This window comes from Phyllobacterium sp. T2-21, assembly GCF_055378485.1.
Genome location: NZ_AP027913.1, coordinates 242,519 through 257,954, shown reverse-complemented (window position 1 = coordinate 257,954; position 15,436 = coordinate 242,519). Strand labels below are relative to the sequence as shown.

General features: G+C 56.1%; 18 protein-coding genes. 2 read left to right on the top strand and 16 right to left on the bottom strand.

Annotation, left to right across the window (positions count from 1 at the left end; translation table 11 throughout):
• Positions 1-51 precede the first annotated feature (51 nt).
• From ACZ5FP_RS19365 to xoxF5, 4 genes are all read right to left on the bottom strand, one after another.
• The gene (locus ACZ5FP_RS19365) at positions 52-561 is read right to left on the bottom strand and encodes a PQQ-dependent catabolism-associated CXXCW motif protein (RefSeq protein WP_464664021.1); all 510 of its coding nucleotides are present in this window, start codon (positions 559-561) and stop codon (positions 52-54) included.
• 49 nt (positions 562-610) lie between these two features.
• Positions 611-1,471: a quinoprotein dehydrogenase-associated putative ABC transporter substrate-binding protein gene (locus ACZ5FP_RS19360; RefSeq protein ID WP_464663719.1), complete on the bottom strand. Its 861-nt coding sequence runs from the start codon at positions 1,469-1,471 to the stop codon at positions 611-613.
• 1 nt (position 1,472) lies between these two features.
• Entirely contained in the window at positions 1,473-1,997 is a 525-nt protein-coding gene (locus ACZ5FP_RS19355) for a c-type cytochrome, methanol metabolism-related (RefSeq protein WP_464663717.1), read from the bottom strand.
• Between the two features lie 146 nt (positions 1,998-2,143).
• Positions 2,144-3,949, bottom strand: coding sequence for a lanthanide-dependent methanol dehydrogenase XoxF5 (gene xoxF5, locus ACZ5FP_RS19350; RefSeq protein WP_464664020.1), 1,806 nt, complete (start codon positions 3,947-3,949; stop codon positions 2,144-2,146).
• 473 nt (positions 3,950-4,422) lie between these two features.
• Between xoxF5 and ACZ5FP_RS19345 the strand changes: the two genes are divergently transcribed.
• The gene (locus ACZ5FP_RS19345) at positions 4,423-4,773 is read left to right on the top strand and encodes a hypothetical protein (RefSeq protein WP_464663715.1); all 351 of its coding nucleotides are present in this window, start codon (positions 4,423-4,425) and stop codon (positions 4,771-4,773) included.
• A 17-nt stretch (positions 4,774-4,790) separates the two neighbouring features.
• On the opposite strand, the gene ACZ5FP_RS19340 is transcribed toward ACZ5FP_RS19345, so the two are convergent.
• The 6 genes from ACZ5FP_RS19340 to ACZ5FP_RS19315 all read right to left on the bottom strand — a co-directional run bounded on the left by ACZ5FP_RS19340 (position 4,791) and on the right by ACZ5FP_RS19315 (position 9,458).
• Positions 4,791-5,642, bottom strand: a complete 852-nt coding sequence (locus ACZ5FP_RS19340; RefSeq protein WP_464663713.1) for a quinoprotein dehydrogenase-associated SoxYZ-like carrier — start codon at positions 5,640-5,642, stop codon at positions 4,791-4,793.
• Between the two features lie 96 nt (positions 5,643-5,738).
• On the bottom strand, positions 5,739-6,698 hold the full coding sequence (locus ACZ5FP_RS19335; RefSeq protein ID WP_464663712.1) for a quinoprotein relay system zinc metallohydrolase 2: 960 nt from the start codon (positions 6,696-6,698) through the stop codon (positions 5,739-5,741).
• Entirely contained in the window at positions 6,695-7,453 is a 759-nt protein-coding gene (locus tag ACZ5FP_RS19330; protein WP_464663711.1) for an ABC transporter ATP-binding protein, read from the bottom strand. The genes ACZ5FP_RS19335 and ACZ5FP_RS19330 overlap by 4 nt, the downstream gene beginning before the upstream one ends.
• On the bottom strand, positions 7,413-8,147 hold the full coding sequence (locus ACZ5FP_RS19325; RefSeq protein WP_464664018.1) for an ABC transporter permease: 735 nt from the start codon (positions 8,145-8,147) through the stop codon (positions 7,413-7,415). Before ACZ5FP_RS19325 ends, ACZ5FP_RS19330 begins: the two co-directional genes overlap by 41 nt.
• Positions 8,148-8,228: 81 nt before the next feature.
• Positions 8,229-9,182, bottom strand: a complete 954-nt coding sequence (locus ACZ5FP_RS19320) for an ABC transporter substrate-binding protein (protein WP_464663709.1) — start codon at positions 9,180-9,182, stop codon at positions 8,229-8,231.
• A gap of 66 nt (positions 9,183-9,248) precedes the next feature.
• A complete protein-coding gene (locus ACZ5FP_RS19315) occupies positions 9,249-9,458 on the bottom strand; it encodes a hypothetical protein (protein ID WP_464663708.1) in 210 nt (69 codons plus the stop codon).
• 359 nt (positions 9,459-9,817) lie between these two features.
• Between ACZ5FP_RS19315 and ACZ5FP_RS19310 the strand changes: the two genes are divergently transcribed.
• On the top strand, positions 9,818-10,207 hold the full coding sequence (locus ACZ5FP_RS19310) for a c-type cytochrome (RefSeq protein WP_464663706.1): 390 nt from the start codon (positions 9,818-9,820) through the stop codon (positions 10,205-10,207).
• A gap of 39 nt (positions 10,208-10,246) precedes the next feature.
• On the opposite strand, the gene ACZ5FP_RS19305 is transcribed toward ACZ5FP_RS19310, so the two are convergent.
• From ACZ5FP_RS19305 to fba, 6 genes are read right to left on the bottom strand one after another with little or no spacing between them, the layout of a single operon-like run.
• A complete protein-coding gene (locus tag ACZ5FP_RS19305) occupies positions 10,247-10,804 on the bottom strand; it encodes a thioredoxin family protein (RefSeq protein WP_464663704.1) in 558 nt (185 codons plus the stop codon).
• 15 nt (positions 10,805-10,819) lie between these two features.
• Positions 10,820-11,509 carry a ribulose-phosphate 3-epimerase gene (rpe, locus tag ACZ5FP_RS19300; RefSeq protein WP_464663702.1) on the bottom strand — a complete coding sequence of 230 codons (690 nt, stop codon included), beginning with the start codon at positions 11,507-11,509 and terminating at the stop codon, positions 10,820-10,822.
• Entirely contained in the window at positions 11,506-12,444 is a 939-nt protein-coding gene (gene cbbX / locus ACZ5FP_RS19295) for a CbbX protein (RefSeq protein WP_464663700.1), read from the bottom strand. The genes rpe and cbbX overlap by 4 nt, the downstream gene beginning before the upstream one ends.
• Positions 12,437-12,856: a ribulose bisphosphate carboxylase small subunit gene (locus tag ACZ5FP_RS19290; protein WP_464663698.1), complete on the bottom strand. Its 420-nt coding sequence runs from the start codon at positions 12,854-12,856 to the stop codon at positions 12,437-12,439. The genes cbbX and ACZ5FP_RS19290 overlap by 8 nt, the downstream gene beginning before the upstream one ends.
• A 10-nt stretch (positions 12,857-12,866) precedes the next feature.
• Positions 12,867-14,327 (bottom strand): form I ribulose bisphosphate carboxylase large subunit, encoded by a 1,461-nt coding sequence (locus tag ACZ5FP_RS19285; RefSeq protein WP_464663697.1) that lies wholly within the window; start codon positions 14,325-14,327, stop codon positions 12,867-12,869.
• A 29-nt stretch (positions 14,328-14,356) separates the two neighbouring features.
• The gene (gene fba / locus ACZ5FP_RS19280) at positions 14,357-15,436 is read right to left on the bottom strand and encodes a class II fructose-bisphosphate aldolase (RefSeq protein ID WP_464664016.1); all 1,080 of its coding nucleotides are present in this window, start codon (positions 15,434-15,436) and stop codon (positions 14,357-14,359) included.

Sequence of the window (15,436 nt, the reverse complement as noted above, 5' to 3'; positions counted from 1 at the left end):
CCGCAGTGATCTTTCTCCGCCACCATACGCCATCATGGCGCAGGATCTAAATTAGTAGGGTTCATTTTTTTGTGTGGCTTGCCCTGCCGCGATCCAGCCGTCCGTGCCGAGCGGGTACCAGAAGACGGAACGATATCCCCATTCGACCGCTCTTTTGGCGGCATTCCACGACATCCAGCAATTCTCCATACAATAGAACAACACCCTTCGATTCTTCTCATGCCCGAGCCGCGATTCCAGTCCCTTGCGGAAATAGGCTTCCGTCTCCTTGTTCAAAATTCCGTAGCCTGTGTTTGCAAGCCAGATGCTCCCGGGAATATCCTCCCTCACCTTGTCTCGCCATATCGTTCCCGCCGGAAGGTTTGCCGGTTTAGGATCGTGCGGCAGCACATCAATGAAAACGGTTTCCTTGTCTTTCCACAGAGCGATGGCCTCATCCGTCGTTACCGCTTTCGCTCCCTTCAGCGTCGCAGGAACGGGAGCCCGATACATCTCTGTCCGGTATCCCTTCGGTTCAGGCGCATTTCCTTCCGCATCGGCCAGATTGACACCCGTATTCATCAAAAGGACCGCAGCGACAAAGCAGATCGGCGCCGCGTCGCCCAACAGACTATTGCGTGATCGGCTTGTCATTTTCGTCTATCAGCGGCACATGATATTCGCCCAGAATCCGATTGATCTCAGGCTGGTTCTCCTTGATGACCTTGTTCAATGTCCGCTTCCATTCCTGATCGGACGGACGCACACCCATGGTGATCCGGTAAGCCATATGTCCGGACTTTTCCTTTGCCAGCGAGACAACCGCCAGATCCGGATTGATCTCATGCGCATAATAACCCGCCATTGGGCCCCAAAGGACTGCCACATCTATGGTGCCCTTCATAAGGTCCTTGATCATCACGTCAGCCATGGACGGCGCGAGGCGCGTGTCCACCATCAACGGATAGGGAACAACGCTGCGCATGTAACCGGCCTTGGCAAGATTGGCAGCCGGCGGTGTTCCCGCGACAACACCGATCTTCTTGCCTTCCAGCATCTTGTCCTCGATCGACACCACATCGTCGAGACCGGCTCCCTTCCTGTAGACCATGACATAGGTAGAGCGATAATAGGCGTTGGTATTCTGTACGAGATCATCGCCTTGGGCATATCCCATGATGATATCGCAATGGTTGGACCGCAGTGTATTGCGAACGAAGCCGGTCGCCATGGGATACCAGGTGTAGGCCACCGATTTTCGTCCGGTTTTAGCCGCGACCAGTTCCGCCAGCTTGTTTTCAAATCCTTTGCCGCTTTGGTCCGAAAACGGCATATTCGACGGGTCTGCGCACACACGCAGTATATCCGGATCGACAAGCTCACCGGCAGCTCCCAGGCCGGCGCTCTGCGCCAAGGCAGCCGACGGCACAGCGAGTATCGCTGCAATCAAGGCTGCGATTCGGTATTGGCGGGATTTCGCGCGCTGCATCATCTCATCCACCCATGCATGAATCTTCCGCCTGTTTGGCGGCTGCCGACTTGTCTTCATGCTTTGCAGGACGCCCTCGCGGAAGGTCCCCGACAGCACGGGCGCGCAGATAGACGTAGAGATCGTCCATGTAGCAATAAACATTCTTGTTGTCGCCGAAGGCCGGCATCACCTTGTCGTTGCCGTTCGACAGATTCTTACGGCCTCCCGCCACTGTCGACAGGAAATCGGCGTAGGACATTGTCTTGAGCGAATCGGCGAGAACCGGCGCAAAGGACGACCCCGCACCGTCTGCTCCATGACAGACATTGCATTCCGAATTGAACCGCCGGTAACCACTATAGGTATGCCAATCAACAGTTCCATCCGGTTGTATCTTGAATGTCGGATTTCCGTCCTTGTCGGCGTATTTGCCATTGTCGTCGGAAACAACCGCAGCTGCGGCCTTGTCATCGGCACGGCTGCTGCCTTGCCCTATCAGGAGAGCAAGAGTGGCAGTGACGGCCAGAAGGATTGTTCGAATCGGCATTCGGTAACCTCGCATTCGCGCGTCGGGCAACACCTGTTGGCGCCAGCTCAACGGTTATGATTGATCATCAGGTATCGGTCAGGTGACACGAGGGGCCCGGCCTGATTGAAACCGGGCGCCCTGTTCAAGTGTCTGCTCGCCCCGGTTTATTCGGGGACGGCGAAAACGGTCAGCTGACCGCCCAAAGCCGTATAGTCGGAGAGACCGGCATAACCGCCGACCGCGCCCAGACCATCCGTACCCTTTGTCAGACCGGCAGCAAGACCAATGCCTGCCCAGCCACCAACACCGGACAGAACGGCAACATATTGTTTGCCCTTGTGTTCGTAGGTGGTGACGTTGCCGATAATGCCGGAAGGAGTCTTGAACTTGTACAGTTCCTTGCCGTTCTTATCGACTGCCTTCAGATAACCTTCAAGCGTACCGTAGAACACCACGTCGCCATCGGTTGCCAGCGCACCGGACCAGACCGAGAACTGCTCGGGTTTGGACCAGACGATTTCACCCTTTGCCGCATCCCAGGCAATGAAGTTGCCCATGCCGCCATGGCTGTTCGGAGCGGGATACATGGAAAGCGTTGCGCCGATGTAAGGTTGACCGGCGGTATAGCTGACCTTGTAGGGCTCGTAATCCATGCAGACATGGTTTGTCGGGACATAGAAGAGTTTCGTCTTCGGTGAATAGCTGGCGGGCTGCTGATCCTTGGTACCAAGTGCAGCAGGGCAAATACCCGTCGTGTTGACGTCTTCACCCTGTTTTGCCGTCGAATATTTGTCGACGACGACAGGACGCCCATAGTCCTTGCTGTTCTTGTCCATCACGACTTCTGTTGCCCAGTTCACAGCCGGATCGTATTTCTTGGCTACCAGAAGTTCGCCGGTTGCACGGTCCAGAGTGTAGGCAAAGCCGTTGCGATCAAAATGCACCAGCACATTGCGATCCTTGCCGTCTATTTTGATATCATCCGCAAGGATCATCTCGTTGACGCCGTCATAATCCCACTCGTCATGCGGGGTCATCTGGTACAGCCATTTCGCCATACCTGTGTCGGCATCGCGGGCCATGATTGTCATGGACCACTTGTTGTCGCCGGGACGCTGGCTGGGATTCCATGTGGATGGGTTACCCGTGCCATAATAGATAAGGTTCAATTTGGGATCATAAGAATACCAACCCCACGTTGTTCCACCACCGATCTTCCACTGATCGCCTTCCCACGTCTTCGTGCTGGAATCTGCGCCAACCGGCTTACCGAGTTGGGTCGTCTTTTCCGGATCGATCAATGTGTCCTTGTCCGGACCAATTGACCATGCCCGCCACGCCTGCTTGCCATCTTTGATATTATAGGCAGTCAAAGCACCGCGAACGCCGAACTCACCACCGGAAATACCGACGATGACTTTGTCCTTGACGACCATCGGAGCAGATGTACCGGATTCGCCTTTACTGCCATCGGCAGCTTCACCATTCTTCACAGACCATTCGGGCTTGCCGGTTTTTGCATCGAGAGCCACGAGGGTTGTATCGGCCTGGTACAGGAAAATCTTGCCATCGCCATAAGCTACGCCGCGATTAACGGTATCGCAGCACATGATTGGAATAACATTGGGGTCCTGTTTGGGTTCATATTTCCACAGGATCTTGCCGTCATTGTTCAGGTCAAGCGCATAGACTGTATTCGGATAGGGCGCATGGACATACATGACATCCCCTATGATGAGCGGGCCACCTTCGTGACCGCGCAGCACGCCTGTCGAAAACGTCCAGGCGACCTGAAGGTTCTTGACGTTGTCCTTGTTGATCTTATTGAGTTTTGAATATCGGGTGTTGGCATAATCGCCGGTCTGGATCGCCCAGTCCTTCGAATTGGAAATCAAGGCCTGCAGATCGTCATTGGCTAAAGCTCCTCCCGCCAATGAAAACGACAGACTAAAGGTGGCCAACGCTCGCATTAAATTCTTGTGTACACGCATTATGAGTCCTCCCTAAGTTCACATTTATGAACCATCGGGCGGAGCCGTTTATCACAGCGGTCCGCTCCATTAGCTCACGCAAATGGGGAAGTATTTCCGGCAGCGTGTCACGACCTAAGCCAGGCGCGCAGAGGGCACCGTTACTGCCCACCCCGCTTGGCCTACGAAGACTGTCACCACTCCCTTGACGGTAACGTCCTTGAAGCCGGAAACAAGGTGACGATAGGAGAAAGATTTGCATTAGGCAAGCATGTTTATCAATTTATATTTTCTGCGCTGCAATATATATATCTTGCACCGCAGCATATATCGTGTTCTCCTATTTTATTCTACGCTATATAGGATCATCATGATTTGATACTTTAATACTGGACAACTCTTGCCAATCAATATTATTATTTTCTATCCATTTGAAAACAGCGGCACCTCACCAGCGCGAAGGCAACGGCCCGATGTCCATATCAAAAGCCCTGCAATTATGCCTGTTAGCAACCGCAGCAATTGCATATTCTTCGCCGGCAAAATCAGCCGCGGATTATCCCACGCCAGCCCTTGCCGAGTACGTTTACGGCTGCATGAAGGCCAATGGAGAGAACCGGGATTCGCTGCAACGCTGTTCCTGTTCGATCGATGTCATTGCCTCTGTCATCTCCTACGATCACTATGTTGCCGCTGAAACATACAAATCAATGGGTATGGTTCCCGGCGAAAACGGCGCGCTCTTTCGCGAAAGCGCTCCGGCGAAAGCTTCCATCACGGAACTGAAACGCGCGCAGGCCGAAGCCGACATACGCTGCTTCTGAATCCTCAGTCCCCTTCATCACAAACTTGATGATTCAAGCGGCCATTCATCCTTGAATTGCTTGCCTTCGGTGTCGGCCGCTTCAACCTTGATATCCTCTCCCGGCTTTGCATCAAATTCGAAGCGGAAGTTCGGATCTTCCGAAATCGAAATTCCGCCTTCCATCGACATGATCAGCCGATTGCCCTGTGACACCGTCAACCCCTGAATGAAGTGCGCGGGGATGTAGTACCGGGTTATCTGGTCCATCTGCAGCCCGGAATTGTTGGGATGGCGGATCATGAGCTGCATTTCCGTTGCACGGGTCATTGGCTCCATACCGGATGCTTTCGACGAAAACACGCGCAGCTTCATTTTGCCCAGGTTGGCGAGTGCTTCGTCGGCGTTCTTCATGGCCGGCGCAGAGCATCCTCCCGATGCCTTGACGAAGGTCTCCGTCATATGAAGTTTGCCGTCCTCGGTTTCCGCGATGGCTCTTACATAGGAATAGGCATTCACGCGCAATCGCGTTGCCAGATGGGTCACCCCGGCATCGGGACCGAACTTGAACACCGCGGCAACCGGCGATGGATTTTCATCCACGATCAAGGTCACCGTCTTGACGCGGCCAGTCCCGGCATCGGTTTTGAAATGCAGGTCAACCGGCACAATGGCAGCATCTTCGGCGCGCTTCGGCGCATCGATGCTCACAATGCCGTTTGCCGGTTCAATGGGATTCTGTCCAAAGACATCGCCCTTCAAACCGTTCCAGGTCGTGCTTTCGGGAGGCCCCGCATTTTGCGCCCATACGGGAAATGAAATAACCGCACCAACCAACACAAAAAGCGCAGTGGCAACCATCCGGTTGCGCGGCTGTACTATCGTAAACATCGTGTTCTGCCTCCACCAAGGATAATTTGGCGGTGCCCGGCTGTTATTACCTATACCACCCATCCGAGCGGTCTGGCAAATGCCAACACCGCCCAATCATTCCCACTCGAGTTCAGCGAAAGCCGCGGTGGCATTGCGCTGATTGTATTCGTCAAAGAGCATCCAGTTTGCGCGTTCGCGTTGCGCCGCTGACTTGACCGCATCCGACATCGGCACACCATCGGCAATGGCTTTGCGCATATCGCTCGCAAGCACATCGAAGTAACGACGCTCCGCTTCCAGTGCCTGCGGCCATGGTGATGGTATGGGTCCATGCCCGGGGACAGCAGATTTCGCCTTGATCCCGTTGAGGATGTCCAGTTGCGCGATCCATCCAAGCAGCGATCCATCCATCGTTGGCAGATGGCCGATAAAGCAGAGATCGCCGGTAAAAAAAGTATCGGTTTTGTGGTCAAAAACGGAAAGATCATTGTCCGTATGCGCTGGTTTCCATGCCTTCAAGGTGAGTTTGCGATTGCCAAGATCGAGCTCTTCCTCGTCGGTTACGAGCTTGGTTGGCGGAACGATCCTGATGTCCGCCATCAGATCATCGCCCATCGCATCCCTGTAACTCTGCAGATAATAAGCCCCACGGCTTTCCAAAGCGCGCGGCAAATTGCGGTGACCGACAATGATTGCGCCGGTAGACTCGAACGCTGCGTTGCCGAAGAGGTGATCCGGATGCATATGGGTGTTGATCAGATAGCGGATCGGCCTGTCGGTTCTGGCGCGAATGGCCCCGATCAAAGCCTTGCCTTCAACCGCGCTGCCGCCACTGTCGATAACAGCGACCGCCTCGTCACCGATGATGAAACTCACATTGCAGATCTCGCCATCATTCTGATTGTTCATCATCGCTGGGATGCCGGCAAAGGCAAACACCCCGTCGGCAATCTGTTTCACTGGCAACGGATCACCTGGCCGTGACTGGGCCAGCGCCAGACGCGCATGCGACATGCCGCAACAGGCAAAGACCAGGCCTGTTTTGAGGACACTGCGCCGGGTCGTGCCGCTCATGGACCCACGCCTCTGTCCGAGAATTTTGCGTGGAACGAACGCAAGAGATCCGCCATGGCCTGTGCATTGCGGCTGTGTCGCGGCACCCTGATGTCGAAAGTTCCGACGACGTGGGCAGGACGATCCGAGAAGACGATGATCCGGTCCGATAGCATGATCGCTTCCTGCACATTGTGGGTCACCATGAGCGCCGTCGTCGGACGTTCGGACCAGACCGACAGGAGCAGGTGACGCAGCTGATCCGCCGTTGCTTCATCCAGTGAAACAAAGGGTTCATCGAGCAGCAGAATGTCTGGTTCGATTGCCAATGCCCGCGCGATTGCCACGCGCCGCGCAAGGCCGAGAGACAATTCACCGGGATAGAACGTTCGCATTGCGGTCAGACCCAAGATACGGAACAGGGCATCGAGATTCGCGCCCCTTGCCCGTTTCGGCAATGCAAGCCGCACGTTTTGCTCCACTGAACACCACGGCAACAATACCGGTTCTTGAAACACTGCCCCGACGCGTGGTTCGGCCAGCCCCGGCAACTGAACGGAGCCGCCATAGCTCCCTTCGAGCCCGAGCAATATGCGCAGTGTTGTCGTCTTGCCGCACCCGGAAGGACCAAGGATACAGGCAAATTCGTTCTGCTCCACTTCGAAACGCAGATCGCGCAGGACATCGATCGCTTCGCCATTGGATGAGCGAAACGATTTTTCCTGGATATCGACCTTAAGCCGGGCGGCGACGCCAACGCGTTGATGTGTGTTCAAGGGGCTGTACCAATACAAGTTCGATGAAAAGCATCACGGCAACGAACGCCAGAGTGTAGGCGAGAATTGCAGCAACATCGAAGAGTTGAAAAAACAGGTTGATCTGGAAGCCGATACCATTCGACCGGCCCATGAGTTCGACAACAAGCACAATCTTCCAGATCAGCGAAACGCCGGAACGCGACGTTGCAGCGATGTAGGGTTGCAGCTGCGGTAACAGGATATGTCGCAAACGGTCGATTGCCCCGAACTGGTACACCCGCGCCATCTCCGCATAACGCCCGTCGAGTGCCCGGGTCCCTTCGCGCATTGTCACGACCACATTGGGGATTTTGTTCAGCGCAACCGCACCAATCGCTGCGGCTTCGTTCAAGCCAAACCAGATATAGGCCAGGACGATGATGACGAGCGCCGGGATGTTCAGGAAAAGAATGAGCCAGGGATTGAAGAACTGGTCTGCTCGCCGATGGCTGCCCAGGAAAACGCCGATTACGGATCCGATGAGCATGGCAAGGAAGAACGAGGCCGCCACGCGCCATAGCGTGATTGCCAAATGATAGGGTAAATCACCGCTCGCGGTCTCGCTTATGAATTTTTGCAGGACGAGCAGCGGTGCCGGAAAGGATCGGCTTGGCCAAAACGTGGCCCCGATATGCCAGAGGATCACGAGTGCCGCAAAGGACAGAAAAACCATGACGGATGAGGTCCAGCGCCGTGACCGCGGCAACGGTACTACCTCACCTGCTCCTCGCCGTTCGGTGGAGACCACAGGCATCTATTGGGCCCTCCAGAACGTACCGGGAGCCAGCGTGACCGCCGGACCGACCAGCCGCGGGCCACCGAGTTCCGCGAGAAGCGCATAGAGCTTTTCTGCGTCGGCCTGTTCGGCGTCGACGGATCGGGAAGGAATGCCTTCGCGATAACGATCCCGCAAGATATCGAGTTCGCGCCCTTCTGCCTTCACCACCGGCGCGAGCCGCTGCCATTCCGCATCGGAGCTGCCAAGAAGCGCCTTGGCGTCTCGGCTGGCCTTGATGAATCCCGCAATGGCCGCGGGATGGGCATTTGCCCATTTGTCATGGAATATATAGCCAAGAGCCGATGCGGTGCCGGTGGCGCCGAGCGCCTTGGCGGCTTCACTCGTACTGATCACCCTTCGAAAGCCATTGGCCTCCAGCCGCGCACAAAAATTCCAGAAGTTCAGAACGGCATCGAGCTCATTCTGTTGCGCTTTCTCAGCGAGCAATGGCGGAGCACCAAAGACAATGTCGTTTTGCGCCGCCAGATCGAGCGACTGGCGTTTGGCAAGCCCCTGAATGAGCAGCCAGCTCTTGTCGAGAGGCCCGCCGGCAATGCCGATTTTCTTGCCTTTGAGATCCGTGAGACTTTTGATCGGCGAGCCATCTCGCACCATGAGTGCGCCGACAGAACTGGAATAGGGCACGAAAGCCAGGTCTTCGCCCGAGGCGCGTTGACGCGACACCCAAAGCCAATCGCTGACGATTATATCAACATCCCCGGCCAACATCGCAACATTGGTCGCCTCCTCACCGGCGAAGAACCGGACATCGACATGCACACCATATTTCTCATCAAGCTTGTTGTGCTTGATCGTGTCGAGTTCCCAATTCACCGTGCCGAATTTGAGAACGCCGACGCGAACCGTTTCCGATGCCAGACCGTTCGCCGTGCCGCTGCACACAATCGACAATGTGAAAAGCAACACCATGAAAAATCGATATTGATATTTGCCCGTCACAAAACCTCCCTGACAGATCGCGGCCGGATTATCCGGTCATAAAGTCAACTCGTTGGTTGGATAGGCGCACTTCCAGCGCGCAACACGCAGTTTCGGATGTTCTCCGGCCCACTTTGCAATTTCGGCCGGAGCAAGGAACATGCAATTGAGAAGGTTACCCTTGTTCTCAAAATGCAGGCGTTCCTCCCGGCAATTTGACGGGTTGGATATAAGACAGACTGTCAGGATAAGATCGATAACGTCCATTCAGCACCTTCAATCCGCTACCCCTCCCCCCCAATACCTCGAATACACAAGGTGGATTGACTGGATCAGAAGCCGTTCGACGGATTTCTCAAGGTGCCCGATGAGAAATATCGTTGCGTCCAAATTACGTTTCCCGCCCGCTGCCGTCAATCATGCGTTCAGCGGAAAACGCAATCGTGATGCTGCGGCGTTATTTCCGCAGCCCGGCGATTGACTTATGCAATGTCGCGGGTAACGTTTTGGAACGCTATGATCAGCCGTTCTTCAACAAAAAGATCAAGCTAAAATGGTGGTGCCAATGCATGGAAATTGGTGCCAGTCTTCGTCTAGGGCACCCTTGGCGAAAATGAGGAAATGCCATGCGATACCCTGTACTACTGATTGGTATGTCAGTTGTAGTTCTGTCAGTTGCCAGTGCCCGCGCTCAAGATGCGGGTGATGCAACAGCAGGTGCAACGGTTTTCAAGAAATGTATGGCCTGCCACGTGGCAGACACCGACAAGAACAAGGTCGGGCCGTCTCTGTTCGGACTGTTTGGGAGAACGGCCGGTACACATCCGGGATTCGGCTATTCTCCTGCGATGAAGGCAGCCGGTGCGGGCGGTCTCGTGTGGGACATTGCCAGCTTGCGCGACTATTTGCATGATCCGAAGGCCAAGGTTCCAGGCACCAAGATGGCCTTTCCCGGCCTGAAGGATGAGACGGAAATTACCAACCTCGAGGCCTATCTCAAACAATACTCGAAGTAACAGATTGCCGCCGGCCGGATCGCCGGCGGCATCACTCTGTCAGGGCGAATCACGCCATTTGATGGAGCAGCCCACCGAGGCAATCTGTTCGCGTGGTCCAGCGCCCGATCGCGCAATCTGGCGCATTGCCTCGAACAAATCCCGCCGCAGGTCCGCGATAGCTTCCTGTTTGCGCGAGCCGTCCAGCCGTCCGCGGTATTGCAATTCACCCCTTGCATTGAACCCGAAGAAATCCGGCGTGCAGACTGCACCATAGGCGTGTGCAACCGCTTGGTCTGCATCGTGCAAATAGGGAAAGGGAAATGCATTCTCTTGGGAGAACCGTTGCATGTTTTCATAGGAATCGGCGGGGTAAGCTGCTGCATCATTGGCATTGACGGCAACAAAGCCAACATCCAGTGCTGCGAGATCATGCGCGTCACGCACGATACGCCCGATGACGGCCTTCACATAGGGACAGTGGTTGCAAATGAACGCGATGACAAGTCCTTGCCGTCCGGCTTGAGCCAGGAGGGAGTGCCGTTGGCCGTCGGTCCCGATCAAGCTTGCATCGACAGCTTGCCAGCCGAAATCACAAAGGGGTGGGACTGCTGCCATCGTTGTTCCCTTCTCTCAAGCTGCCTTCTGGTGCCTGGCGCCATCGGCAGCACGGCGGATGGCGGCAATATTGGCGGCGTAAGCAGCCTTGCTGCCTCCCTTGAAAATCGCTGATCCGGCAACAAGAACATCAGCGCCGGCAGCAGCCACCAGAGGCGCCGTCTCCGGCGTGACACCACCGTCGATTTCGATATGAATCGGACGATCGCCGATCAGTGCTTTCAAACGCCGTGTCTTTTCGACAGCCGACGGGATGAATGCCTGTCCGCCGAATCCTGGATTGACCGTCATCAACAATACGAGGTCGAGGCGATCCAGCACATATTCTATTGCCGTTTCAGGCGTAGACGGGTTGAGGGACACGCCTGCTTTCCTGCCGAGATTGCGAATGGTCTGCAGCGAGCGGTCCAGATGCGGCCCTGCTTCCGCATGAACGGTGATGAAGTCGCACCCGGCATCGGCAAAGGCCGCGAGATAGGCGTCTGCCGGTGCGATCATGAGATGGCAATCGAACACCGCTGCGGTCCGGCCGCGGATCGATTTTATGACCTGAGGACCGAAGGTGATGTTGGGAACGAAATGCCCATCCATCACATCAAGGTGCACCCAGTCCGCTCCGGCCTCGATGATATCCTCCACCTCTTCACCCAGCCTGGAAAAATCCGCGGACAGAACGGACGGCGCGATGAGCGTCTTGCGGTTCATGGCGTTTGCCCCTCCACAGGCGGCATTGAAAAGACACGGCTATTGCCGATATCGGCTGCTGTGATTGTCGACAAGGCGTCAGCATCCAGCGGCCCCTTGGATGTCTCGAACAGGCGATTGGCCTGCCGCAGACGGGCCCGATCGAGTGCGTTGCGGATGGAACGGGCATTGGCAAAATGCGGCTGTTGCCGGCGGCGCTCAATATAGTCCGCCATGATGGCACGGCCTTCCGCGTCGAAGCCATAATTCTGCTTCGACAACATCGTTTCCGCAATGCGAAGCAATTCGTCGGAGCTGTAATCCGGAAAATCGATATGATGAGCGATACGCGAGCGAAAACCCGGATTGCTTTCGAAGAACTTGTCCATGCGATCCGTATAGCCGGCCAGTATAACCACCAGATCTTCGCGCTGATTTTCCATTACCTGAAGCAAAATCTCAATGGCTTCCTGACCATAATCGCGCTCGTTCTCCTGCCGGTGCAGATAATAGGCTTCATCGATGAACAGCACGCCGCCCAAAGCTTTCTTCAATATCTCCTTGGTCTTCGGCGCGGTGTGGCCGATATACTGCCCGACCAGATCGTCGCGCGTTACCGAAACGAGATGACCTTTGCGGATGTAGCCAAGCCGGTGCAGGAGATCGGCCATACGCAGCGCCACCGTGGTCTTGCCGGTGCCCGGATTACCACTGAAACTCATGTGCAGCGTCGGCGTCTCATGGGCAAGACCCATCCGCCGACGCGCCCGTTCCACCAGCAGCAGGGCGGCGGTCTCCTTGATCCGCAGTTTAACCGGCTTCAGGCCGATCAAATCGCGGTCGAGTTCGTCGAGCACGTCTTTCACACCGGATTCAACATATTCGGCGCGCAGATCAATCGCGGCTGGAATGTCCTCGCTGGCACGCGCGAGCTCATCTATCCCGATGTCAGCCATAACGTTGCCCTGCCGGCTTGTCCGTTGCGTAGGATCTCGTCGTATACCGGACGACACGGCCTTCGCCTTCCTGACGCGCGAGATGGAAGCCGGGCTCTTCCTGCGGACGATTGACGAGGAAGGACAACTTCACCGACTCCCAGCCATGCGAGTTGTCGAACGCAACGAAGCGAATATAGCCATCGCCATAGACCTTGCGGCATTCCTTCAGTTCCATGATCAATGCAGCGGCATCCGGATTGTCGAACATCGGATGCCCCCACATCTCCCAATAGGTATTGCGCGGGTGCGGGTCGTCGGTGAATTCGAGACTGACAGCCCAGCCTTTGTCGATGCAATACTGTGCTTGCATGGCGATTTGCTCGTCCGTCAGGTCAGGCAGGAACGAGAATGCTCCTTGGGTAATACGCATGTCGTTTCTCCTATTCGGCTGCTGTTGCCGTCGGAACGAAGTCCGGCGAGTCGGTTGAGGTGTAGTTGAAGGAAACATCCCTCCAGACTTCCAGCGCCTGCTGCAGAGGCTGACAGTTGCGGGCCGCCATCCGCAGGATGTCCGGTCCCTCGCGCAGGATATCCCGGCCTTCATTGCGTGCGAGCACCATGCATTCGAGTGCAACACGGTTGGCAGTGGCTCCGGCCGCGATGCCGAGGGGGTGGCCGATAGTACCGCCGCCGAATTGCAGAACGACATCCTCGCCGAGAAGATCCAGCAGCTGATGCATTTGACCGGCGTGGATACCGCCAGACGCAACCGGCATCATCTTGTTGAGAGAAGCCCAGTGCTGATCGAAGAACACACCGTTTTCGAGCCGCATCGGGTTGAAATCCTCGCGGCAAATATCGTAGTAGCCCCGCGTGGTTGCCGGATCACCTTCAAGTTTACCGACCACCGTTCCGGCGTGAATGTGATCCACACCGGCGAGACGCATCCACTTGGCGATCACGCGGAACGAGACGCCGTGTGACTTCTGCCGTGTATAGGTGGAATGGCCGGCGCGATGCAGATGCAGGATCATGTCATTGCGACGCGCCCATTTGGCCATTGATTGGATTGCCGTATAGCCGATCACAAGATCGATCATGACGATGTTGGAGCCCAGTTCTTTGGCAAAATCGGCGCGTTCGTACATGTCCTCCATCGTCGCCGCCGTGACGTTGAGGTAACTGCCCTTGATTTCGCCGGTGGCAGCCTGGGCCTTGTTGACGGCCTCCATGCAGTAAAGGAACCGTTCGCGCCAATGCATGAAGGGTTGCGAGTTGATGTTCTCGTCATCCTTGGTGAAATCCAGACCACCTTTCAGCGCTTCATATACAACACGCCCGTAGTTGCGGCCGGACAATCCAAGCTTCGGCTTCACGGTCGCGCCAAGCAGCGGCCGGCCGAACTTGTCGAGGCGTTCGCGTTCAACGACAATACCTGTCGGCGGCCCCTGGAAGGTTTTGACATAGGCGACCGGCAGGCGCATGTCCTCCAGCCGCAAAGCCTTGAGCGGCTTGAATCCGAAGACATTGCCGATGATCGATGCCGTCAGATTGGAGATTGAGCCCGGTTCGAACAGATCCAGATCATAGGCGATGTAAGCGAAATATTGACCTTCGCCATTGGGCACGGGATCAACGCGATAGGCCTTGGCCCGATATTTTTCGGTTGCTGTCAGCCGATCTGTCCACACCACCGTCCAGGTTGCGGTTGACGATTCACCGGCAACGGCGGCAGCCGCCTCGATCGGGTCAACGCCATCCTGCGGTGTAATGCGGAAGAGCGCGATGATATCGGTGTCTTTCGGTTCATAATCGGGCTCCCAATAGCCCATCTTCTTGTATTCCATGACACCGGACCTATAGCGGTCCTTCCCTGTGACCGTTTCCGACTTGTTTGACATGATAAGGTCCTTTCCGTTTCATTCGGGACTCAAGCAGCCTGTGCTGCGGCGATTTGTGGATCGAGCTTGCCAGCCGCATAGCGTTTGGCCATGTCATCGAGACCGATGACCTTGATTTTCAACGCATGGCCTGCCGTCCCGAACCGCTCGAAGCGGTCCCGGCAGAGATCGCGCATCGCATCCATGGCGGGTTTCAGGAACTTGCGCGGGTCGAACTCAGCCGGATTTTCGGCGGCTATCTTGCGGAACTGTCCACTCATCGCCATCCGGCAATCCGTATCGATGTTCACCTTGCGCACGCCGTGGCGAATGCCCCGCTCTATTTCCTCCACGGGCACGCCATAGGTTTGCGGCATCTTGCCGCCAAACCGGTTGATGATGTCCTGCAAGGGTTGCGGAACGGATGAGGACCCATGCATGACCAGGTGCGTGTTCGGCAGTTTGCGGTGGATCTCTTCGATCACGCCCATCGCCAGAATGTCACCATCGGGCGCACGGGTGAATTTGTAGGCGCCATGCGATGTGCCACAGGCTATTGCGAGTGCATCCACTTTCGTACGAAGCACAAAATCGACTGCCTGGTCCGGATCCGTCAGCAGTTGATCATGGCTCAGCACACCGCTTGCGCCGTGCCCGTCCTCGGCCTCAGCCTCGCCACTCTCAAGCGATCCCAGCACACCGAGTTCACCTTCCACCGAGACCCCAAGCCAGTGGGCAATGGATGCGACCCGCTTGGTGATCCCGACATTGTATTCGTAGGATGCAGGTGTCGCCGCATCCGCTTCGAGCGAACCGTCCATCATCACCGACGTGAATCCATGCCGGATCGCCGTCATGCAGGTGGCTTCGTCATTGCCGTGATCCTGATGCAGGCAGACAGGAATGGCTGGGTACAATTCCACCAGCGCGTCGATCATCCGTGCCAGCATGATATCCTTGGCGTAGGAGCGCGCGCCACGGGATGCCTGCAGAATAACCGGCGCCTCGCAGGCTGCCGCGGCTTCCATCACGGCAAGCCCCTGCTCCATGTTGTTGATGTTGAAGGCAGGAACGCCGTAGCCATGCTCAGCCGCATGATCGAGCAGTTGTCGCAGCGTAATACGGGCCAT

Bases quoted from the DNA above. Each gene is read 5' to 3' on its own strand.
- ACZ5FP_RS19365 (WP_464664021.1), bottom strand. From the start codon at position 561: ATGAATACGGGTGTCAATCTGGCCGATGCGGAAGGAAATGCGCCTGAA.
- ACZ5FP_RS19360 (WP_464663719.1), bottom strand. From the start codon at position 1,471: ATGATGCAGCGCGCGAAATCCCGCCAATACCGAATCGCAGCCTTGATT.
- ACZ5FP_RS19355 (WP_464663717.1), bottom strand. From the start codon at position 1,997: ATGCCGATTCGAACAATCCTTCTGGCCGTCACTGCCACTCTTGCTCTC.
- xoxF5 (WP_464664020.1), bottom strand. From the start codon at position 3,949: ATGCGAGCGTTGGCCACCTTTAGTCTGTCGTTTTCATTGGCGGGAGGA.
- ACZ5FP_RS19345 (WP_464663715.1), top strand. From the start codon at position 4,423: ATGTCCATATCAAAAGCCCTGCAATTATGCCTGTTAGCAACCGCAGCA.
- ACZ5FP_RS19340 (WP_464663713.1), bottom strand. From the start codon at position 5,642: ATGTTTACGATAGTACAGCCGCGCAACCGGATGGTTGCCACTGCGCTT.
- ACZ5FP_RS19335 (WP_464663712.1), bottom strand. From the start codon at position 6,698: ATGAGCGGCACGACCCGGCGCAGTGTCCTCAAAACAGGCCTGGTCTTT.
- ACZ5FP_RS19325 (WP_464664018.1), bottom strand. From the start codon at position 8,147: ATGGTTTTTCTGTCCTTTGCGGCACTCGTGATCCTCTGGCATATCGGG.
- ACZ5FP_RS19320 (WP_464663709.1), bottom strand. From the start codon at position 9,182: ATGGTGTTGCTTTTCACATTGTCGATTGTGTGCAGCGGCACGGCGAAC.
- ACZ5FP_RS19315 (WP_464663708.1), bottom strand. From the start codon at position 9,458: ATGGACGTTATCGATCTTATCCTGACAGTCTGTCTTATATCCAACCCG.
- ACZ5FP_RS19310 (WP_464663706.1), top strand. From the start codon at position 9,818: ATGCGATACCCTGTACTACTGATTGGTATGTCAGTTGTAGTTCTGTCA.
- ACZ5FP_RS19305 (WP_464663704.1), bottom strand. From the start codon at position 10,804: ATGGCAGCAGTCCCACCCCTTTGTGATTTCGGCTGGCAAGCTGTCGAT.
- rpe (WP_464663702.1), bottom strand. From the start codon at position 11,509: ATGAACCGCAAGACGCTCATCGCGCCGTCCGTTCTGTCCGCGGATTTT.
- cbbX (WP_464663700.1), bottom strand. From the start codon at position 12,444: ATGGCTGACATCGGGATAGATGAGCTCGCGCGTGCCAGCGAGGACATT.
- ACZ5FP_RS19290 (WP_464663698.1), bottom strand. From the start codon at position 12,856: ATGCGTATTACCCAAGGAGCATTCTCGTTCCTGCCTGACCTGACGGAC.
- ACZ5FP_RS19285 (WP_464663697.1), bottom strand. From the start codon at position 14,327: ATGTCAAACAAGTCGGAAACGGTCACAGGGAAGGACCGCTATAGGTCC.
- fba (WP_464664016.1), bottom strand. From the start codon at position 15,436: ATGGCCCGTATTACGCTGCGACAACTGCTCGATCATGCGGCTGAGCAT.